We start from the raw sequence: 17930 nt of genomic DNA, 5'->3' as shown, positions 1-17930 counted from the left end.
TAAAAACAAATGGAAATGGTAGCTAATCAATCAGTGAAACACCACTGTTCAGCTAAACAGTGATAATAAAAATACCATAGATGGGGTATTTCATACACGGAAACAAACTGTTAGTTTTATTCATTAAATAAACAATACTACTATGTTTGGATTCGGTACAAAACAAAAAATAGAAGACCTTTCTGATAGGGCTTTAAAAGAAAAGCAGGCGTATCATCTTGAGAGAATAGACAATAATTTAAAATTCCTCAGTGATGTAGTTTTGGTTGTGCTTGTGTTAGGGATTTTGGCGGGGATATATCTATTTCTTAAACCGTGAAAAGCCGGGAATTACCCCGGCTCTTGTCGTTGCTTTAAGCTGTTAAACCTTTTGTCACTGGGACCTTTCACGGGCTTCTTTTTGCTCCCTGATCTTGCGGTTGTGATCCGCGACTATCTGTTTTTCCAGTTCCTCCAAGTACACCTCGTTTTTCCAAAGTGGCACCTTCTTAGGTTTGAATGGATTACCGATTGAAACTATCTTAGCCATGGATCATTTCATTTTGGTTTTCAAGCTCGCATTCCACTGCTGTTTGGAATACCTTAACTCGTTCGCTTAATGCTGCATACCAATCAAAAAAGAATTGATCATCCCCAAAAGCACTTTCATTCGACTTGATTTGATCGAGTCCCTCTTGGATTTTGGTTAGTCCAGAATTGATTTCGTTGATTTGATTTTTAGCGTTTTCCATGTTACCTTAAATTTTAGAATTAATATGATTGAAAATTTGAAACTTAAGCACGGCTAAATTGCACTTTAGACCGTGCTTTTTTATTGATATTTTTATGACAAAAAGTCATTTTATTATAATTGGTTGCAAATTGTTCGTACAGTTTATAAAACAAACTACTAAATCACCCAATTAGACTCATTATGAGAGGTTAAATGACTACTTATGTAGTGGTCAGTTACCCAATAGCTTATTCCTGATTTTCGCCTCATTTTGGATCTTTTCAGCTTCTTGCATTAATACTTTTAGCTGCTCGATCTCATCTTCATCCAATTGGCTCAAATTGTATTTCACGTTGTTATGGACATTAATTGAGGCCTTATTTATTTGTGCTATTTCTTTACCAAATTCATTCAGCTGCTTAACGTGGTAGGCGTGGAGGTTTCCGACTGTTACCATACAAGTGTACACTAGGTTTTTGAATAGATGGTCCGTGTCTGGTATTTGTTCCAGAGTGGCCAAGCTTTTTCTGATTGTGTTTAGCTCGTGCATGAGCGTTCTTTGGTTTTCTATACTTTTCATGTTTTACTATTATTTTTTTTTAATTAATCCCACTTTTTAAGCGTTTCATTTTCAGGTTCTATTTCCCGAATGCTGGCCTCCATGTCCTTGCGATCAGGAAATACCACTACAATACTTGATACCTGGGGTAATACCCCTTCAATCTTCATATCTTCCACTTGATCCGCTTCGTTGAGTACCTCTTCGCCCTTGGTGTTATAAATTTGCTCATGGCCGTACAACTGGAAATACACAGGTATATCATTACCCTGGCCTATCATTCGCTTTAAGGCCTTCAAACGGGATATATCACCCTCTTTAATGGCTTGGATAGCTGCTTTTCTGATATTATCGTTCATGATTCTTCAAGTAAAATATGATCAATCAGTTTGTTTAGTTGCTCTGTATCAAGGTTTTCAAGCTTTTGCTCAAGTGAAACATTAGCATCAACAGCTTTAAGCCGAGGCATGACATACGATAATAGCTTTTCGTAAATGGCCACTCTGTCCCGTGGTTCAAGTTTATTGATATCCCGCTCGATTTTGGTCCAGTTCTTTTGCAGGAAGTTTGAAATATTTTCCTTTAAAGGCCTGTTAGCTTTGTTTGGCGTTCCCTTCGGCCTTCCTGATGGATTATTTGTAATTCCCTTTTTTGGCATGGCTTTCTGTATTTTTTGTACTTTTCAAATAGTAGCAGGGGTTAAAGTTCCCCTGCTTTGGCTTTTCTAAGAAGCTCTTTAAGCTCTGTACTTTCGATCAATAGCAAAGCATTGTTTTCTATCGACGTGGCCTGTAGAGCATCAAAAAACGTCTCACAATAGATGAATTTTTCACCTTCCACTTTTCGCAGATCATTTAATAAAGGCTTATCCATATTTACAATGGCTTTTTCCTTCAATTCTCTTAGCTCTTCGCTGTATGGCTCTATAATTTTCATAGCCTTCTTGGTTATCAATCTTTCCAGGACATTAACTTTTTTATCTGCTCATTAGTACGATGTGGCAGAAACAAAGAGGGATTAGGTTTGGATCGGAAATCTTTCCCAACGCCCTGCATACCGATAATTTCAGCAACAAGATTGGGAAGTACCACATCGTTTTCCTGAGCGTATTCAATGAAGCTATTGAAGGCTTTTGAAAGGACCTGTTGTCTATTGTAAAGTTCAATATCGACGGGGTCGCTAATCGATATCTCAAAGAGTTCTTTATTCGCTTCAACATACTCCTTTACACCCTCCACGGTCAGTTGAAAATCCTGGCTGATAGGCATTTTATCAACATCCAAAAGCTCGTGCGGAAAACTGCCATCACTCGGAGCGAGATTCTGTTTCCATTTTTGCATCCCTTCAATAACTGGTTTCAAAATGGTGTTCAAGTGCTTATAACCTTCTTCTCGAGCATACCCTTGGGTAAGCTTTGGGAAGGTTTTCACCGTTTCTTCTATTTTTCTCTCAACCGGAGAAATACCATTTTCAATAATTCCTTTTAGGGTATTTTTGGTCAATGGTTCAAGTTCTGTTTCCTCGGAAAATTTAGCGTAAGCCTCCACCAAGGCCGGTAAATGGTTAATTCTGAATTGATTCAATTTAGCAAGCGCATTGCGCTTGTCTGTTTCATTGGTTTTGATAGTGATTTTTTTCATTTGTCCCATCTCATTATGTTTTTAACAATATTTTTGGTGGTCGAATCTTTTTCAGACTTGCTTTCGGGGCTTGTCTTTTTTTTAGGGGGCAACCCCATCATGGAGCTGACAATATCACTCACCTTTTCCTTATCGGCTTCTGATGAGATATCTTTTTTCGATCTTCTTGGAATGCCCCCAAAGCCTTTCATCTTGCTGTCAGCTTGCATTTGCTGCAGTTCTTTTATGTCAGTATCAATGTCATCGAGAAATCCGTTGAAATCATCATCATCCTTGAATGTCATTCTTCCAAGATTATTAATTCGTGCTTCTTTGTAGCTTTCCGGTGCGCCTTCTAATTTTTCGGTTAAGGCTGATACTCTCTCTTCTTGTGTCATGTATATTTAATTTTGATTGTTCTTATTTTCTTTTTCTGTGGATTCACTCATTAGCTCTCTTGTGCGTTCGAAAATGGGAGCGTAATTGGTCTGGCTTACATGTGAATTAATTGAATAGCTCAATCTCTTTGGATTGTCATTTTCTACTTTCAAAGAATCCTTATATTTCTGTTGCCAGTTCTCAGCATTCCAAGCACCATCTTCATATTGTTTTTCAGGAGAGCCAATAAAGTTTTTCCAGGAATGTTTAAAGGATGGATTTTTTTCTTTAAGTCGCTTGTAGAAGTAATATTGGTCATGAACATATCTCAGCTTTCCTTTTTTACTCATGGTATTCACGAACCTCCCAATGGCCATGTAATGGTTCGGCTGGTTAATCTCCGAGATCCCGAAATATTCTGCTAGAACCTGATTAGCCTTTTTCCCCTCTTCAGTTAGCTGTTCTGGATCTGGGAATTTTGGAGGTTCTTCTTCTGGTGAAGTAGCATTTGATTCTACTATTTCATCTTCATTGTTTTCTTCATTATCATTATTAGAAAGGATAGTTACTATCTTGTTTTTTTGTTCTATTGTTAGATGGTTAAGTTGTTTTATTATGTCGCAAATGCTTTGTGAATTGCCTTGCAAGTGCTTTGTGAAATGCTCTGCAAATGCTTTGTCAAGTGCTTTATCAAGTGCTTTGTCAAAATTTGATAGGGCAATTATGTTAGCACTATATTGATTTTTCGATTTTTCAATCATTTGGATAAAGCCCCAGTCAATCAAATCATTCATGGCACCCTTATAGGTATTGTATGTTACACCAATAGCATCCATAGCCAATGAGGCAGGTAAACCGACTTTATCCTTCCAGCCCATTCTGTTGAAATGCTCGATAATAAAAAAAAAACAGTGCACCATGTTTAGGACTTACCTTGTCTGGATTATCAAAAGCGAAATTGTGCCATGCCCTACTGAGAGAGTACCCGTTCATCTTTTCCTTGCTCATGCTAGAACCTCCTCTAATACTTTTCCCAAATAGGGTGAAAATTCACTTTCAGCCCTGACCTGTAGTTCGTCCTGTATGTGCTTAAGATAAGCAGCGTGAGTACGCAACCATAAAGGCAAAAACTCATAATACGGATCGTTACCAAATGGCCCTTTCGCCAGTTTTTGACCATACTCAATTATCGTTTTGGAATGATGTTTATGGCTTTTTAAAAGCTCATCAAAAGTCATGTTGGCCACCTCTAGTCTCTCAATAGAGTAGTCAGGGCAACCCGCGCAAAAACTTCTTTGTTTCATGCTTCCATCCCTCCTTCCCCAAAAATTTCATCCAAGGTATCGAGGACATAGTCCGGCCATCCTGTGTTCTGAATCCTTATGTCGAGTACGCTTGCTAGCATTCTGGCTTCGAATCGCATACCTTCCACCAATGAATACATTTCCTGGTATAGCATACCTTTAGCATCTGGAATGGCCTTATTTGCCTTTTCCGCTAACCTGTTGGCTTCGTATACTAGGCGGTAGCACTCTTCATATACCTCTACAAGAGGATGATTAAATAGATGATCACCGCTAAACTTAGTCATTGTGACCTCCTTCCCAGTACTTCGGATCAGTGCTGTATTTTCCTACTTTTCGCTTGGTGATAGGGCAAATACCTTTGTACACTCTTTTTACCTTTCCTTCTTTGAGCCATTTGTCTACATAGCGACAGATATTCGCGCGTAATACATCCGTTTGGAGGGCCACCTGAAGCATGCTTTGGGGTACTCCAAAAAATCTGTTAAACACTTCTATTTCTTGTTTATACCATTTCACATTGGTATCTTTGCCCAGTGACTTTCCGTCTCCTGAGCTTGTCGTCCGGCCTTCCAAACCAAGACAAGCTTTTTTTGCTTTCATAACAACTACTTTTTACGTTTCTAATTTCTCATTCATTTATTATCAAGCTTTCAGTTGTCGTCGTTGTTGTTGTTTGGGAATTTTACCTCGAGGCAACGAGGATTTCAGATGAGTCTTTTTTCGGGGCGCCAGTTTTACCTTCCATCCAGGATAGCAGGTATTCCGTGTCGAAATAATGATATCCATCCTTTTTGATCGATTTCAAATTACCTTGGCTAATTTGAATTCTGAGGGCGTTAGCACTTCGGCCAGTTAGCTCTACGGCTTTAGCCATCGGAATAATCCGAGGTAATTTAACAGGAGCTTGTTTTTGGCTTAATTGCCTTTCTAGTTTCTCAACTTTTTGCAATAGGACTTGAATAGCTTCAGGGAGATTGTTGAAGGTTACTTCCTGGATCGTTGGCTTATCCATTTTGACCTCCTTTTTTTAGGGCTTTTAAAACCTCGTCCTTATCAAAATAGATGGTCCCACTTTTAGTCAATTGATAAAAAGGGATTTTCCCACTTGACTTGTACCGCTGAGCCGTGGGTAATGTGCAATTGAGAAAATTGGCAAGTCCTTTTAGCCCCTTTATAGTGCTAGAGCTTTTAGTGTTTAAACAAAACATAACATACACATTTTAACCTTTCGGGATATGTCCCCGACTTAAATTAATAAGGTTGTCCGCACCTAAGAGCTACCATAGTTGTACCCCGCTGGACATATCAGCAGTTTACCCCTCATTGCTCACAGGGCGTCCGTGTCGTTGTTGTTTAAGTTGTTAAAAAATCTGTTGCGTCGTTGTCGCGGATTTTGCTCGATAACCACAGTTTCCCGTGTCGTTGTTGTTACCCAGCACAACAAACAAGCACATATTTTTTTATAAATAAAAATTAATTTGATAGAATTTTTACTAAAAAAATCTAAAAGTAAACGAATTTATTACTTTTTATTGACAGTTTATATTACATTTTATTTACAAGTACTTAAAACCCCTCTTTAATTTAATTAATCTTTGGAATAAGATTAGCCTCATATTTTAAAGCCTCATCCTTTTCAAACTGTCCGAGATAATCTTCAGTAGTTTGAATATTTGAATGCCCCAGCTGCTTTGAAATGTAGGCAACCGGAGCGACCTTCATTAATTTAGTGGCATAGGCATGGCGGGCATGGTACGAGGTCAGAGGAACATCAAAGCCCAATGATTCTCCAATCTTTTTAAGGTTTACATTTACTTTATTGATCGCCATTTTTATCACCACGTAGGCTCTTTCGGTATCCATTGAAGGATCCACTATATTAAAAACATAATCATTATTTATCTTCCGGCTTCCATGCTTATCGATTATAGCCCATAAGTGTTCATTTAAATGGACCGTTATTTCTTTTGGGTCTGTACTTCGGCTTACTGTTTTTCTACGAAAGAAACTAAAGCTATCCCTACCATTAAAGTTTGACCACTTCAGTAAAAAGATATCCCCCAAATTCATACCACTGGCCAAATAACTAAAGATAAAGAAGTCTTTTGCAAATTCTTCTGGGCTGGTTTTAGCTTCATATTTAAAGAATTCAACCAGTTGATCATCTTTAAGATACTTCTTTGATTTCCTAGGTGCCGGAGGTTGATATTTCCCTTTTCCGAATGGGTACCTGTTTGGGTCTATTTCTTGGTCTCTTATTGCTTGATTGAATACCGCTTTTACCCTATTTAGAATTATAGCAATAGTTGTTGGGCTTAGCCCCCTTTTTATTTGCCAAGCCTCAAACTCATTCAACCATTTTGGGGTAATGGCATTCATCGGTAGCTTACTTATGATATCGCTTTTTTGATTTTTGCCCTTACCCTTTTTCCCTGGTATAAATTTAGGATTGTCCCGATTGATATAATGGGTCAATGCTGAGTAAGCATCTTTGTTTACACCGGTACTACCTGGATTATTCCCTGAATCACATAATTCTTCAAGACGAAAAAGAATATCATTTCGGTCTCCCTTTCCCGTAAACCTTAATTGGAAGGCTGCAAAATTAAAAAACTCGAGCTCTTTAATTATACTACTGGCTTTGCTTAACTGGGCGAAAACAATATCTCTAATCTCTGCTTGATTCTCATCCAGTCTAGAACCTTTCTTGGTCTTGATTATTTTCTCATACCCCTTAAGACTAAAACTGTATGAAGGATCTGTTTTGAAATACTTGGTTTTCCTTTCATGTGAAACTCTAAGCTTCAAAGGATAGGTACCGTCTTTGAGTGCTCTCCTTGTGTCCAAATATAAATCTACTGTTGCCATTATCGAATATAAAAATTTGCAAACATTTTTCAAACTAGTTGCAAACATAGATAAATATAAGGAAATGCGAACAATAGCAAAAAAGGGGCTTTTTAGCCCCTTTTCAATTATTTAAATATCAGAAAATGCAATTATTACAACTTTATGTATGGTCATGATTTAAAATTAAGGAGGCAAATTTAACTATAAATAACCAATTAAGGATAATTACTTATCATTTAGACAATCAAATTTTATTTTTTGCCCGCTTAACAAATATTATTCAGTGCATTACCAAGCGTTTTAGTAGCCGCCCCTATATTGGTAAGTCTGGGCTACCTTGTCAATAGCTACAATATAAGCAGCTATCCTCATAGGAACATCATATTTTACAGAAGCTTTGTATACATGATCAAAGGCTTCCTTCATAATTCTGTCTGACCTTCTGTTCACCCTTTCGGCAGTCCACTTATATCCTAAACGGTTCTGTACCCATTCAAAATAAGAAACAGTCACCCCTCCTGCATTGGCCAGGATATCCGGCACCACCATGATTCCCTTCTCATTGATGATTTTATCTGCATTGAAAGAAGTAGGCCCATTAGCACCCTCGACGATCAATTTGGCCTTGATCTTATCCACATTCTTTTTGGTAATCACATCCTCTACAGCCGCGGGAACCAACACATCCACCTCTAATTCAAACAATTCATCTGGACTGGAAAGTTTCTCCGCACCATGGAAGCCTTCCAAGATACCATTATTTTCATTCCTAAATTTAATGGCCTCCTGAATATTAATACCATTACTGTTATAATAAGCCCCCGAAATATCTGAGATAGAAACAATCTTCAGCCCCCTTTCCTCCAAAAGCTGTGCAGCCCAAGAACCAACATTACCAAAGCCCTGAACAACACAGGTTGCCTGAAAAGGATTGATTTTCAATTTTTCCATGGCCGCCAGGGCAGATACCATAACACCTCTACCAGTAGCTTCTGTTCTTCCCAAAGAACCTCCAAGTACCAAAGGCTTACCCGTCACCACTGCGTTCACTGTCGTACCATGTGCCTTGGAGTATTCATCCATCAGCCAGGCCATTTCCCTAGGCCCCGTCCCCATATCCGGGGCAGGTATATCCTTATCAGGACCAAACACATCAATCATAGCCATGGTATATGCCCTCACCAAACGCTCAATTTCTCCCTTAGACATTTCTCTAGGATTACAGCGAACACCTCCTTTTCCACCACCGTAGGGGATATCCACCACAGCACATTTCCAAGTCATCCAGGCTGCCAAAGCTCGGACCTCATCAATGTGTACATCAGGAGCAAAACGAATTCCGCCTTTAGCAGGCCCGAGAATATTGGAATGTACCACCCTAATGCCCTCAAAAACTTTTATTTTACCATTGTCCATGGTAATGGGTAGGGAAACTATCACTTGTTTAGCGGGGTTTTTCAGCACGCTATAAACCTCCTCAGAGAGGCCTAATTTTTCTGCTGCGATATTAAACCTCTCCATCATTGACTCCAAAGGATTTTCTTTGTCCTTTATAGGGGCCGGTTCAATGTAAGCCATAATTGGGTTCTAGTTTATTTAGCAATTGAATTACAATGCAATATTAATACATTTCCAAAACACCCAATACTTTTTTAAAACATTTTCAAAAAAGCAACAATAAAAGGCGCTGAAACTAACAATCCGTCAAAACGATCCATAAAACCACCGTGGCCTGGCAATCCTTTTCCTGAGTCTTTGATTGCAATACTTCTCTTGAACAAGGACTCAATCAAATCCCCATAGGTGCCGGCAATAACGATGATTCCAGCTATGCAAAACCATTTCCAAGGTGCGATTATGACAAAGTTAATCCCCAGGAAATAGGCCACTACCAATGCCATCAAAGCGCCTCCCAAGCTACCTTCCCAGGATTTTTTTGGAGACACCCTTTCAAACAACTTCGTTTTGCCAAACTTTGTTCCGGAAAAATAAGCTCCAGTATCACTTGCCCATAACAGCAATAAGCTACCTACGATGACTTCATAGTGAAAGGTTTCATCCACAGAAAAAGCGGCCATGTTCAACAATGAAAATGGAACTGCCACATAAAACAGCCCCAAAAAGGTATAGGCTATCCCCGTGAATGGCTTTTTATCCGTTTTCTTGTACAATTTAATAAAGAATATCAGGGAGACCATCGGAAAGATAAGAAAGTAATACTTATCCGCCATATGCTGCATCTCCACCAAAAAAGACATGGAAAAGATCATTGCACCCAAAAAAGTACCAAAAGATTTCAGAGGAAGCATCCCATCCAAACCTGACAGCTTATAAAATTCCATTTGAGAAAACACCAAAATCCCCCCAAATACTACAAAATAGGTCCACTCACTATAAATACAACCCCCAATTATAGCTGCTGCGCCTATTATTGCCGTGATGACACGTTGTCCCAGCTCACTATAATTGGAAATATTAAAACGAGATCTCATTCTTTATTATATTAATCGCCACAAGGGCCTTTTCTGCAGCCACCATTACCTGATAACTGCCATGAATTTGATAAACTGATTCTTTTTTATTGAGTACAATGGCCGTAATATCATGTTCGCTTAATACACCTTTGACGATTTCAGCCCTAATTGGTGTACTACTTTCAAATACCTTCTGCCATTTTTCCATGTGAAGTGACATTTCTGTTTTGAGAAATAAAAATACGCATACAGAAAACAAAGACAATCAGCCCCATCAAAACTGTATACCAGGAAAAATCATCCGGTTCCTCCATATTAAACTCTACCATGCCCAGCTTGTTCAGGTAAACCATGATCAAGGTAAAAGAATTATTCAGCACATGTGCCAACATCGGGTATACCAAACTACCCGAATATAAATACAGATAACCAAACAGTGCTCCTAAAAACATCCTTGGGAAAAAGCCATAAAACTGAAAATGAATGGCCGAGAAGATAAATGCAGAAATCCAAATTCCCATATGGGCATTTCCAGTATATCGGTGAAACTTAGGCTGAATCAAGCCACGAAACAAATATTCCTCTCCAATACCCGCCATCACACCAATCACCAGCAGCCCAAACAGAAACTCAACAGGGCTTTGGAAATCGGTAAGATATTTGGTCAAAACCATGGCCTTGTCCTCCATTTCCCTAGCAAAACGCTCAAAGCCAGACATAAAAGAAGGGAAGCTAATATTCATATTCCACTCCACTATAGCAGAGTCAAAAAGAATAAAGCCAAAAAGCAAGGGGAAAATAATCAGTAAAACATTGAACTTTACTCGATTAAACTGTTGTTTCCAGTCGAGATCGGCTTTTTCTACTAACTTAATATATAAGTAAGCCGCGAGGAAATAGGCCAGTCCACCGCCCAAACCCTGAAGAAATAACATGGCTGCCCGTCCGTTAGGGTGATCTAGCTGCCCCTCAAAAAGCGGCAGAATATCATCATAGGGAATATCAAACATGAAAGGGATAAGGATCAGTGCCAGTCCTTGTGTAAGAGCAAGTACACCAAAAGTGATCAAAACGAGTACAACTAAGGACAATATCCAGTTGTGTTTTGCAGCTATTTGGCTTTGAGTTTTATAAATCTCCATAATTGGGGTAAATTTACAGGAAAATTATAAATCAGTCGTGGTAAAAATAGGAAACTTAGACTTAGGGGAATTTCCATTGCTACTGGCCCCCATGGAGGATGTCAGCGATCCGCCTTTTAGGGCCGTATGCAAGGAAAATGGTGCCGATTTGATGTACACAGAGTTTATCAGCTCTGAGGGATTGATCCGTGACGCTGCCAAAAGTGTCCAAAAACTCGATATTTTCGAATACGAAAGACCTATTGGTATTCAGATTTTCGGCAATGAAATCGAATCCATGCGGGAAGCCGCTGCCATCGCAGAAGCTGCCGGACCGGACATTTTGGATATCAATTACGGTTGTCCAGTAAACAAAGTGGCCTGCAAAGGCGCTGGAGCGGGTATTTTATTGGATATTGACAAAATGGTGGAAATGACCGCTGAAATCGTCAAAGCCGTAAAGATTCCCGTTACTGTAAAAACCCGACTGGGCTGGGACCACGAAACCATCCGTATCGTTGAAGTAGTAGAAAGGCTACAGGATGTGGGCATTCAGGCCATCAGTGTGCATGCCCGTACCAGAAAGCAAATGTACAAAGGTGAAGCTGATTGGACCTATTTGGCCAAAATCAAAGAAAACCCACGCATCCATATCCCATTATTTGGAAATGGGGACATCGACAGTCCAGAACGCGCCCTCGATTATAGAAACCGATTTGGAGTGGATGGCATGATGATCGGCCGAGCAGCCATTGGCTACCCATGGATCTTCAATGAGGTCAAGCACTTTTTTGAAACCGGAGAAAAACTAGCCGCACCAGATTTGGCCGAAAGGATCCGCGTGACCAAAAAGCACTTGGACTTTTCTGTGAAGTGGAAGGGTGAAAAATTGGGCATTCTTGAAATGCGTAGACATTATACGAACTACTTCCGTGGCATGCCTAATTTCAAGCCTTACAGAATGCAAATGGTCACTGCAGACACTTATGACGAAGTGGCCGCTATTCTTGACGAAGTAGCGGTACAATTTGCCGATTACCAGTTTGTAGCCGGTTAATTCAATAAACTTACATTACCCAAGGTTGGCCCATAAAGCCAACCTTTTTTTTGTCTAGTATCTAAATCGAAAACACTTTGATCTTAAAGAGCCGCGATTTACTTTTTTTTCATGCAGAGGAACACTAAGAAGTCGCCAAGCACGTAAAGAATAGATATAATCTAAACTTTAACTTGTCGCACTTTGCCTAAAACCATTTTTCACATAAGGCAACTAAATTTTACCCTAGGCTGTTAATTGAAAAGTTTACTTTTGTGAATAATTTAGCAACAGATATAACCCTAATATAATGACTCAAAACCAATCAGGTGATCAAAATTTGCGCAGCTGGCTATTATTGGCCTTTCTTTCTTTAATTTGGGGAAGTTCCTTTATCCTTATCAAAAAAGGACTTGTGGTTTTCTCAGCAGGTGAAGTGGGAGCCTACAGGATTGTTTCTGCAGCCATTGTCCTACTTCCTCTTTCCATTCCTAGGCTAAAAAAATTGAACAAAAAACAGCTCTTCAACCTGGTCATAGCTGGAATGGTGGGCAGCTTTATCCCGGCCTTTCTCTTTGCCGCAGCCCAAACACAGATCAGCAGTTCCATCACGGGAGTACTCAATGCCCTCACCCCACTATTTGTAGTGATCATAGGCGCCTTGTTCTTTGGAGCAAGAATCACGGCTAGAAATAGTATCGGGTTAATTATCGCTTTTATTGGAGTATTGGTACTTATCACCGTAAAGGCAGGCGCAGGCTTCTCCGGCTTGGCCAATATCAATGCATATGCCCTTTTGGTAATCTTGGCCACAATATGCTATGGCATAAACCTAAATATCATCAAACACTGGTTTGTTAAACTCAAGCCTGTGGAAATCACCGCCATTTCCCTACTATTGGTTTTGCCCGTGGCATTAGGCTATTTATTATTTGCGACAGACTTCACCTATAAACTGAGTCATGTGGAAGGAGCAAAATTGGCGGCTGGCTACCTGACTATCCTGGGGGTACTGGGCACAGCCTTTGCCCTGATCATATTTAACGGATTGGTTAAAATCGCCTCTCCTGTATTTGCCAGCATGGTCACCTACCTGATCCCTATAGTGGCGATTGCATGGGGAGTGGTTGATGGCGAAGTATTATTGCCGGGGCATTATGTAGGCATTCTTGCAGTCATCACCGGAGTTTGGGTTGGAAACCGTAAAAAGGCCAGACAGCTCAGCCCTAGTTCTTCAAGTTAAACCTAAAGCTTCTTTCACCTTTTCCTCTTCGTCTTCTGAATTCATCATCACCATTAACTTATCGCCAGAAACAATTTCCGTATGCCCATTGGGAGTAACAAACTTCCCGTCTCTATTGATCAGTACTATCAGAGAAGTATTTGGAAAACCCAGTTCAACTATTTTCTTTCCATCAATGGAAGAATTCTCTGGTATTTCTACCTCTATCAAAGCATTCTTAAAGCTCTCTGACAGCTCCAGATCCAACAAAGACTTCTTTTTCATTCCTTCGGGAACCGCCAGTTTTAATAGCTTGGCAACAAATGAAAGAGAAGTGGCCTGTAAAGCCACTGAAGTCAAAACAATAAAGAAGACTACATTAAAAATCATATTGGCACTTTCAACCCCTGCAATAAGAGGAAAAGTAGCAAAAACAATGGGTACTGCCCCTCTAAGTCCTACCCAACTAACAAACAATTTATCCTTAAAGCTAAATTTAAAAAATGCCAAGGAAACAAAAACCCCTATAGGCCTTGCTACAACAATCAAAAATAAGGCAATGACAAAACCAATACCCATTACCGGAATCACTTGACTTGGGAACACCAATAAGCCTAGTGTTATGAACATGATAATCTGCATTAACCAGGCAATACCATCGAAAAATTTAATAATACTTTTCTTATGGATCATTTTACCATTACCTATAGTAACAGCTGCGATATAGACACCCAAAAAACCATTCCCTCCCAATATATCAAGCACGCCATAAACCAACATCACCAATGCCAGCATTAATACAGGATAAAGGCCTTCATATTCCAGTTGAATTTTATTAAAAAGCAAAACAGTTCCTCTTCCAAACAAATATCCACCAAGTCCACCAACCAACATTTGAAGTACAAAAACCGGCAAAAGGCTTTGGATGGTAAATCCCTCCAAGCTTATTAAAGAAGTCAACCCTATAGTTAAAAAATAAGCCATGGGATCATTACTCCCAGACTCCAGCTCCAATAAGGGACGCAAATTCCCCTTCAAACCGATACTCTTTGTCCTCAAAATGGAAAATACTGCAGCGGCATCAGTCGATGAAACTATAGCTCCAAGCAATAAACTCTCCAACAAACTAAACTCTCCAATCCAATAGGCAAAGCCACCAACGGACGCAGCGGTAAGCAGCACCCCCAAAGTAGAAAGCGTCAATCCAGATCCCAAAACAGGCTTGATGCTTTGCCATTTTGTATCCAGACCTCCTGAAAACAGTATATAAGCCAAGGAAACTACCCCCAACAACTGAGCTATTTTAGGGTCATCAAAAGCGATTCCCCCTAAGCCATCAGAACCTGCAAGCATTCCTATTCCCAAAAACAACAACAGGACAGGAATCCCTGCCCTTCCAGCAGTCTTACTCGCCAATATACTTGCGATTAGCAAGATAGCTCCGACAAGAAGTATATTTTCAGCAGTCAATATCATCTATCCAAAGTATTTAAGGTTTAACTCTCATCTGTCCATTTTATTCCTCCAAGCATAGGCCAACATGGTCAGCTGCGCATAACTGCCTACGCCTGCCTTAACGCCTTGGGCCTTTAAATATAAGTCATTTGATTTCCGGCTGAGCTCCAAGGAAAAGGGTTCAATCTTCCTATGGTTTTCAGAAATGTCCGCAAAATCATTGCGGATTCCCTTTCCAAGGGTCTTAATGAATGTCTTATAAGCCTCCTCATCTTGGCGATAAAGATCCTTAAGCTGATAACTGAACAGCCTTAACTGTGCAGAATAGTTCAACAAAGGTATTTCACTTTGGGTACAAACCACCCAAGCAAAGAAATTAGCTTCTCCCTCATCAGTAACCCCACAGCTATGGGCCATTTCATGGGCAAGCGTAAAAGGCTTTTCCAGATGGTGCAAGGTAGGATCGATATAACTTTCCCCAGTAAAAGGAAAATAAATACCCAATATGCCCAATTTCCTCAAAAAACCCCCGGGATATAACTGCCTCGTTCGCGGATTCCCGGAATATTCAAGCCCCAGCATGGTTATTTTCTCTTCTATTGTTTGACGCACCATGTCCTCCAATTCATCATAATCGATATTTTGATCCAATGCTGAGGTATCATTCGAAATCTGGTCGCGCCATGCTTGAAGATCATCCCTGGTAAGCTGAAGCTCACTCAGTAACTCCTCCTGCTCAAGGGGCAAGGGCTCCAAACTTAGCTGCTGAAAAATGGGAATCCTTTGATAATTAAATCCCCAAAGCAAGAGAAAGACAAAAACCAGAAAACCTAGAAAATTCAAGATATTCCTCGCTGTAAAAACCAAACTATTCAACCAGCCCTTTTGATGTCTCCAGCCTTTCCAAAAATAATACAGTGCTACCAACAAACCTGTAAAAAACAGATAGATACTGGGCACGGGGAATTTCCCAAAACTAAAGTCAATAAGATTTCTAATGGCCGGAAAAATCCCTCGGGAATAAATTTGCTCGGTATCCTCAGGAAACTGAAGAAAGAAATATCGAACGAGCAATGCTATTAGCCCAAGCACAGCCCATGTCCAATTTCCCTTTATGATTTTATCCAAGTGCATACTGGTGTAATAATACAAAAAAAGGTCATTCGCCTAGGCGAATGACCTTCAATTTTGTTATTTATCTCTTATATACCTTCAGCTTCTACTGCCTTTACTTCATCAGGAAGCATTCTGGTAAGTAAATTCTCAATTCCTGCCTTTAAAGTCACTGTACTGGATGGACAGCCTGAACAAGCGCCTTGCAATAATACCTTAACAGTTCCTTCATTAAAACTATGGAAAATGATGGCTCCACCATCTTGCTCCACAGCCGGACGGATATACTCGTCCAAAATCCCTTTGATTTTCTTAACCGTTTCGCTGTCATTCTCATCAAACAAGGGATCTTTATCCAACACCACATTGATGGCTGACTTCCCAGCTTCAAGGTACTGCTTGATATGCTCCCTGATATGATCTTGAATTTCCGGCCATTCTACATCATCCTTCTTCGTAACGGTCACAAAGTTAGAAGTGATAAACACTCTCTCCACAGCCGCAAAATTAAATAGTTCTTTGGCCAATGGGGAGTTCTCTGTGCTTTTCTCATCAGGATAATCAAAGCTTACTCCATCATCCGTCAACATGAAATTCACCACAAATTTCAATGAATTTGGATTGGGATTGGCTTCCATATAAATATGTACTGGCTTTTTCTGCGCTTGTAACATGGTTTTAATTTTTAGCTTTCTAGCAATTCAAACAGCAAAATAAGCGATAAGTTCCTGTTTTGCCTAATTTATTGTTCTACAGCTGTCAATGGATTGGATTCACGAATCAGGCCATCAGGCAATTCACCCTCTGTACTGGCCACTACAGTACAAACCGTTGCATCTCCAGTGACGTTCACCACGGTTCTGAACATATCCAAAATCCTATCTGGTGCCAAAATCAAAGCAAGACCTGCTGCTGGCACTCCTATGGACTCCAATACGATCAGAAGCATAATCAATCCTGCTCCTGGTACACCCGCAGTTCCTATTGATGCCAAAGTAGCGGTCAATACAATCATCAACTGCTGCGTAATGCTCAGATCCATTCCCAAAGCCTGCGCGATAAATACTGCAGCCACACCTTGGTAAAGGCTGGTTCCATCCATATTTATAGTGGCCCCTAAAGGCAAGACAAAACTGCTTACTTCTTCAGAAACACCAATTTCTTCCTCCACCTGCTTCATGGTTACCGGAAGTGTGGCAGAACTTGAACTTGTTGAGAATGCCAATAGCTGGGCAGGGCGCATGGCCTTAAAGAAATCCTTATAAGGGACCTTGGTAAATAGCTTTAGAATGCTTGGGTAAACCACCAAAATCATAATAAGCAAGCCTCCCACTACTACCAAACTATACTTCAACAAAGCAAATAAAAGTTCAAAAGCCGAATCAGGATTGTCTCCAGCAATTTCCACAATCAAGGAAGCCATCAAAGCAAAAACACCATATGGGGCAATCAACATAATATAGCCCACAATCTTGATGATCACATCATTCATCCCATCAAAAAAAGCAATCACTGAACTGGCTTTTTCTTTAGGAATCTGCAACAATGCTATCCCCACAATAATGGCAAAAAACACTACTTGCAACATGGCTCCATTATCCGTAGTCGCCTGGAAAACATTTTGTGGCACAATATCCACCAATGGCTGAAGCGGGCTCTGCTCCTGAAACTGCGCCGCCTGATTGGTTTTATCCCCTACCACATCATCGTACAATCCCATCAGGTTTTCTCGGGTCTCTACTGGAAGGCTCTTCCCAGGTGCAAACACATTCACTAGCACCAAGCCTAAAGAAACGGCTATCACCGTAGTCAGCATATACGTGACAATGGTCTTCCCTCCAATCCTACTTAATTTTGAGATATCACCCAAATTGGACACCCCTACAATCAATGAGGCCAAGACCAAGGGTACTGCGATCATCTTAAGGGAGTTGATAAAGATGGTACCTATAGGTTTGATATAATCAAGTGTAAAATCCGGCGAAATCTGCATTTTCACAATCACCAAACCAAACACCAATCCCAGCACAAGGCCTATGATAATTTGGGTATGAAGGGGTATCTTTTTAATCATCTTGTTGGGT

26 protein-coding genes are annotated in these 17930 nt (G+C 40.1%); 3 read left to right on the top strand and 23 right to left on the bottom strand.

The features are described 5' to 3' along the window. Positions 1-142: 142 nt before the first annotated feature. A complete protein-coding gene (locus tag KZP23_RS07570) occupies positions 143-319 on the top strand; it encodes a hypothetical protein (RefSeq protein ID WP_226335511.1) in 177 nt (58 codons plus the stop codon). Positions 320-373: 54 nt separating this feature from the next. Here the strand turns inward: KZP23_RS07570 and KZP23_RS07565 are convergent, their stop codons facing one another. The 19 genes from KZP23_RS07565 to KZP23_RS07475 all read right to left on the bottom strand — a co-directional run bounded on the left by KZP23_RS07565 (position 374) and on the right by KZP23_RS07475 (position 11041). After that, the gene (locus tag KZP23_RS07565) at positions 374-529 is read right to left on the bottom strand and encodes a hypothetical protein (protein WP_226335510.1); all 156 of its coding nucleotides are present in this window, start codon (positions 527-529) and stop codon (positions 374-376) included. Then, positions 522-731 carry a hypothetical protein gene (locus KZP23_RS07560; RefSeq protein ID WP_226335502.1) on the bottom strand — a complete coding sequence of 70 codons (210 nt, stop codon included), beginning with the start codon at positions 729-731 and terminating at the stop codon, positions 522-524. The genes KZP23_RS07565 and KZP23_RS07560 overlap by 8 nt, the downstream gene beginning before the upstream one ends. 213 nt (positions 732-944) lie before the next feature. Then, positions 945-1292: a hypothetical protein gene (locus KZP23_RS07555; RefSeq protein ID WP_226335500.1), complete on the bottom strand. Its 348-nt coding sequence runs from the start codon at positions 1290-1292 to the stop codon at positions 945-947. Between the two features lie 23 nt (positions 1293-1315). Beyond that, positions 1316-1630: a hypothetical protein gene (locus KZP23_RS07550; protein WP_226335499.1), complete on the bottom strand. Its 315-nt coding sequence runs from the start codon at positions 1628-1630 to the stop codon at positions 1316-1318. Next, on the bottom strand, positions 1627-1929 hold the full coding sequence (locus KZP23_RS07545) for a hypothetical protein (protein WP_226335497.1): 303 nt from the start codon (positions 1927-1929) through the stop codon (positions 1627-1629). The genes KZP23_RS07550 and KZP23_RS07545 overlap by 4 nt, the downstream gene beginning before the upstream one ends. 41 nt (positions 1930-1970) lie before the next feature. Next, complete coding sequence (locus KZP23_RS07540; protein ID WP_226335496.1) at positions 1971-2207, bottom strand: hypothetical protein; 237 nt, start codon at positions 2205-2207, stop codon at positions 1971-1973. 14 nt (positions 2208-2221) lie between these two features. After that, the gene (locus KZP23_RS07535; RefSeq protein WP_226335495.1) at positions 2222-2920 is read right to left on the bottom strand and encodes a hypothetical protein; all 699 of its coding nucleotides are present in this window, start codon (positions 2918-2920) and stop codon (positions 2222-2224) included. Then, a complete protein-coding gene (locus KZP23_RS07530; RefSeq protein WP_226335494.1) occupies positions 2908-3288 on the bottom strand; it encodes a hypothetical protein in 381 nt (126 codons plus the stop codon). The genes KZP23_RS07535 and KZP23_RS07530 overlap by 13 nt, the downstream gene beginning before the upstream one ends. A gap of 6 nt (positions 3289-3294) precedes the next feature. Next, a complete protein-coding gene (locus tag KZP23_RS07525) occupies positions 3295-4104 on the bottom strand; it encodes a hypothetical protein (RefSeq protein ID WP_226335493.1) in 810 nt (269 codons plus the stop codon). Positions 4105-4272: 168 nt separating this feature from the next. After that, positions 4273-4572, bottom strand: coding sequence for a hypothetical protein (locus KZP23_RS07520; protein ID WP_226335491.1), 300 nt, complete (start codon positions 4570-4572; stop codon positions 4273-4275). Beyond that, on the bottom strand, positions 4569-4859 hold the full coding sequence (locus tag KZP23_RS07515) for a hypothetical protein (protein WP_226335490.1): 291 nt from the start codon (positions 4857-4859) through the stop codon (positions 4569-4571). Before KZP23_RS07515 ends, KZP23_RS07520 begins: the two co-directional genes overlap by 4 nt. Continuing rightward, positions 4852-5175 carry a hypothetical protein gene (locus tag KZP23_RS07510; protein WP_226335488.1) on the bottom strand — a complete coding sequence of 108 codons (324 nt, stop codon included), beginning with the start codon at positions 5173-5175 and terminating at the stop codon, positions 4852-4854. The genes KZP23_RS07515 and KZP23_RS07510 overlap by 8 nt, the downstream gene beginning before the upstream one ends. Positions 5176-5257: 82 nt before the next feature. Further along, positions 5258-5587, bottom strand: coding sequence for a hypothetical protein (locus KZP23_RS07505; protein WP_226335486.1), 330 nt, complete (start codon positions 5585-5587; stop codon positions 5258-5260). Then, the gene (locus KZP23_RS23130; RefSeq protein ID WP_226335485.1) at positions 5580-5783 is read right to left on the bottom strand and encodes a DUF3853 family protein; all 204 of its coding nucleotides are present in this window, start codon (positions 5781-5783) and stop codon (positions 5580-5582) included. Before KZP23_RS23130 ends, KZP23_RS07505 begins: the two co-directional genes overlap by 8 nt. A gap of 376 nt (positions 5784-6159) precedes the next feature. Continuing rightward, complete coding sequence (locus tag KZP23_RS07495) at positions 6160-7443, bottom strand: site-specific integrase (RefSeq protein ID WP_226335483.1); 1284 nt, start codon at positions 7441-7443, stop codon at positions 6160-6162. A 282-nt stretch (positions 7444-7725) separates the two neighbouring features. Continuing rightward, positions 7726-9003, bottom strand: coding sequence for a Glu/Leu/Phe/Val family dehydrogenase (locus tag KZP23_RS07490; protein ID WP_226335482.1), 1278 nt, complete (start codon positions 9001-9003; stop codon positions 7726-7728). 74 nt (positions 9004-9077) lie between these two features. Continuing rightward, a complete protein-coding gene (locus tag KZP23_RS07485; RefSeq protein WP_226335481.1) occupies positions 9078-9917 on the bottom strand; it encodes a phosphatidate cytidylyltransferase in 840 nt (279 codons plus the stop codon). After that, complete coding sequence (locus tag KZP23_RS07480; RefSeq protein WP_226335480.1) at positions 9901-10107, bottom strand: putative signal transducing protein; 207 nt, start codon at positions 10105-10107, stop codon at positions 9901-9903. Before KZP23_RS07480 ends, KZP23_RS07485 begins: the two co-directional genes overlap by 17 nt. Continuing rightward, complete coding sequence (locus KZP23_RS07475; protein ID WP_226335479.1) at positions 10082-11041, bottom strand: CPBP family intramembrane glutamic endopeptidase; 960 nt, start codon at positions 11039-11041, stop codon at positions 10082-10084. The genes KZP23_RS07480 and KZP23_RS07475 overlap by 26 nt, the downstream gene beginning before the upstream one ends. Positions 11042-11078: 37 nt before the next feature. On the opposite strand from KZP23_RS07475, the gene dusB reads away from it, so the two are divergent. Together dusB and KZP23_RS07465 are read left to right on the top strand one after the other, a co-directional pair. Then, the gene (dusB, locus tag KZP23_RS07470) at positions 11079-12077 is read left to right on the top strand and encodes a tRNA dihydrouridine synthase DusB (RefSeq protein WP_215225266.1); all 999 of its coding nucleotides are present in this window, start codon (positions 11079-11081) and stop codon (positions 12075-12077) included. A gap of 289 nt (positions 12078-12366) precedes the next feature. After that, positions 12367-13299: a DMT family transporter gene (locus tag KZP23_RS07465; protein ID WP_226335478.1), complete on the top strand. Its 933-nt coding sequence runs from the start codon at positions 12367-12369 to the stop codon at positions 13297-13299. On the opposite strand, the gene KZP23_RS07460 is transcribed toward KZP23_RS07465, so the two are convergent. The 4 genes from KZP23_RS07460 to KZP23_RS07445 all read right to left on the bottom strand — a co-directional run bounded on the left by KZP23_RS07460 (position 13291) and on the right by KZP23_RS07445 (position 17920). Next, positions 13291-14754 carry a potassium/proton antiporter gene (locus tag KZP23_RS07460; protein ID WP_226335477.1) on the bottom strand — a complete coding sequence of 488 codons (1464 nt, stop codon included), beginning with the start codon at positions 14752-14754 and terminating at the stop codon, positions 13291-13293. The two genes, KZP23_RS07465 and KZP23_RS07460, sit on opposite strands and share 9 nt — an antisense overlap. A gap of 27 nt (positions 14755-14781) precedes the next feature. Next, positions 14782-15861, bottom strand: coding sequence for a DUF3810 domain-containing protein (locus tag KZP23_RS07455; protein WP_317198052.1), 1080 nt, complete (start codon positions 15859-15861; stop codon positions 14782-14784). A 74-nt stretch (positions 15862-15935) separates the two neighbouring features. Then, positions 15936-16520 carry a NifU family protein gene (locus KZP23_RS07450; RefSeq protein ID WP_226335475.1) on the bottom strand — a complete coding sequence of 195 codons (585 nt, stop codon included), beginning with the start codon at positions 16518-16520 and terminating at the stop codon, positions 15936-15938. A 68-nt stretch (positions 16521-16588) separates the two neighbouring features. Next, on the bottom strand, positions 16589-17920 hold the full coding sequence (locus KZP23_RS07445; RefSeq protein WP_226335474.1) for a dicarboxylate/amino acid:cation symporter: 1332 nt from the start codon (positions 17918-17920) through the stop codon (positions 16589-16591). Positions 17921-17930: the final 10 nt, after the last annotated feature.

It is taken from the genome of Echinicola marina (genome assembly GCF_020463795.1).
Classification (GTDB): domain Bacteria; phylum Bacteroidota; class Bacteroidia; order Cytophagales; family Cyclobacteriaceae; genus Echinicola; species Echinicola marina.
This window is presented reverse-complemented; position numbering and strand designations above follow the sequence as displayed.